The sequence below is a fragment of the Microcystis sp. LE19-131.1A genome (genome assembly GCF_027532015.1).
Classification (GTDB): Bacteria; Cyanobacteriota; Cyanobacteriia; order Cyanobacteriales; family Microcystaceae; genus Microcystis; species Microcystis ichthyoblabe_A.
Genome location: NZ_JAPZSS010000309.1, coordinates 1 through 1,747, shown reverse-complemented (window position 1 = coordinate 1,747; position 1,747 = coordinate 1). Strand labels below are relative to the sequence as shown.

2 protein-coding genes and 1 pseudogene are annotated in these 1,747 nt (G+C 43.7%); 1 reads left to right on the top strand and 2 read right to left on the bottom strand.

All coding sequences use genetic code 11. The annotated features are described in order from the left end of the window. Positions 1-150 precede the first annotated feature (150 nt). The gene (locus tag O9323_RS21380; RefSeq protein WP_002755893.1) at positions 151-699 is read right to left on the bottom strand and encodes an RDD family protein; all 549 of its coding nucleotides are present in this window, start codon (positions 697-699) and stop codon (positions 151-153) included. 450 nt (positions 700-1,149) lie between these two features. Here O9323_RS21380 and O9323_RS21375 point away from each other — a divergent pair, with 450 nt between their 5' ends. Next, on the top strand, positions 1,150-1,509 hold the full coding sequence (locus O9323_RS21375; protein ID WP_002747143.1) for a DUF6464 family protein: 360 nt from the start codon (positions 1,150-1,152) through the stop codon (positions 1,507-1,509). A gap of 109 nt (positions 1,510-1,618) precedes the next feature. Here O9323_RS21375 and O9323_RS21370 read toward each other — a convergent pair. Beyond that, positions 1,619-1,747 (bottom strand): annotated as a pseudogene (locus O9323_RS21370) (RNA-guided endonuclease TnpB family protein); the annotation flags it as partial.

The window sequence follows — 1,747 nt, the reverse complement described above, 5'->3', positions numbered from 1 at the left end:
TCAAATATTTTGAGTATAAATACTCTATATACTCACTTCTCTGCGATGCAGTCGCACTCGCGGGAGCGCATTTTGTAGCTTGCTTAAAGCTTTGTTTCTGTCTGTATCACTTGTTACTTTTTAAAATGAGAATTGCTGGATAACTGCTATTTATCTTCTCATTCTGCCCTTAACTTGATACCAAAGCCTTCTTAAACGTAGATCGAGAGAAAAACCCCGACGGGTGGGAATAACAATCGTGCCACCGATGCGATCGTGGAAAGCGCGGTTCAATTGCTCATCACCGATCGCCATACCACAATCGGCGAAAAGGGGCGAAGATAATAAAATCAAGCTTAAAGGATTGCCAAAAAAAGTATTTAACCCTACCATCATTAAAGCTGCCCCGCCACCAGCGATCGCCTCTCGTTTGCTTAACTCCAAAATTCCGGGTAAACGCTGAAGTTGTAGATCGATGATCTTCATATCCAGGGCCCAACGTCCTAAACTCTGACCCTGATTCTGCGCTACTAATAACACCCGCAAACACCACCAAATCAGGAGAAAAAGGAAGAATTGCAGTACAGGCGCACCACTAGCAAAGGAGCTTAAAAACCAGATCGAGGCAAAGTCGATCAGGAAAGCATAGGCACGACGATCTAAGGGAATTTTCGGAAATTTTTGCGGTAGATTATCTTCAGGCGGGATGGGGTAAACCATAAACTAAATTCTCGGAAAAATCCTGCGGTTTATCTTCTACTCTAATCGGGAAATTGGCAATTCTAGGGTAGTTGTCCCTTGTCTTTTTTCTCCCCCTGTCTCGGAGTCTTCTGTCTGGGAGTCTGCTTACCTAACCGAAGATTTTTGATTTTTGCAGGAGATATAATTAGGGTTTGCTGAATAAATCTAAAAACCTTGTTGGATAAGGTTTTTAGACTTTTTTCCCCCAAAAAAGTGCCGACCATTGGAGTGATCGGGGAAAAATTCAGTTACTTTGTCTCTGAAAATTAGGTAATTGACCACCTGAAAATGGGTAAAACCCCACACCCCACACCCTACACCCCACACCCTACCCCCACGAAAAACTTTTTGCCGCAAACCCTAATTATTAATCGACTCGGAGATCTAAGCTACCATTGAGCAAAGGTAGCCCAGAATACAGGGATAATCATGGAGCAAGATTCATTAACAACGGAGGTTATTCTAACCCATCCGCGGCAAAGTTTGGGAGAGATACAGTTGGATTGGATGCCACAACCGGGTAATTATTTGGCCTTAAAAGGACAAACCTATGCGGTTTTGGAACGTCACCACCAGTATCAATACAAGATTGGTGGCTATTGTTTACGCAAAATTTCCCTTTATGTACAAACTGCTCCCACCCCTAACGAAAAAAGTTTGATTGAAGGACGTTGGGTGATGGGGGATGCTAGTTGTCGTTTTAACGCCAGATCCGAACTGTTACGCTGTGCGATTAACCCCTCTGGTCCCTGTCAAGATTGTCGTTTTTACGAAACTATTAACCCTTAAAAGAGCCTTTTTCGGCAACAATCTGGCTATTTTTCCCCTAGCTAACCACTATATTGATCAATCGCCTTTGACATCCTCACCGCCGTAAACGGACGGTGATTCCCAAACCTCACGATTTGGGTTTCTGCTTCTTTCCCGAAGGATTTTTCGCACCTGCCTTAACAGATTTACTCTGTTCTGGTCTTATGGTCGCTCTACAGACTGACACCGCAAGCCCTGCGGCCAAAATATTTTTACT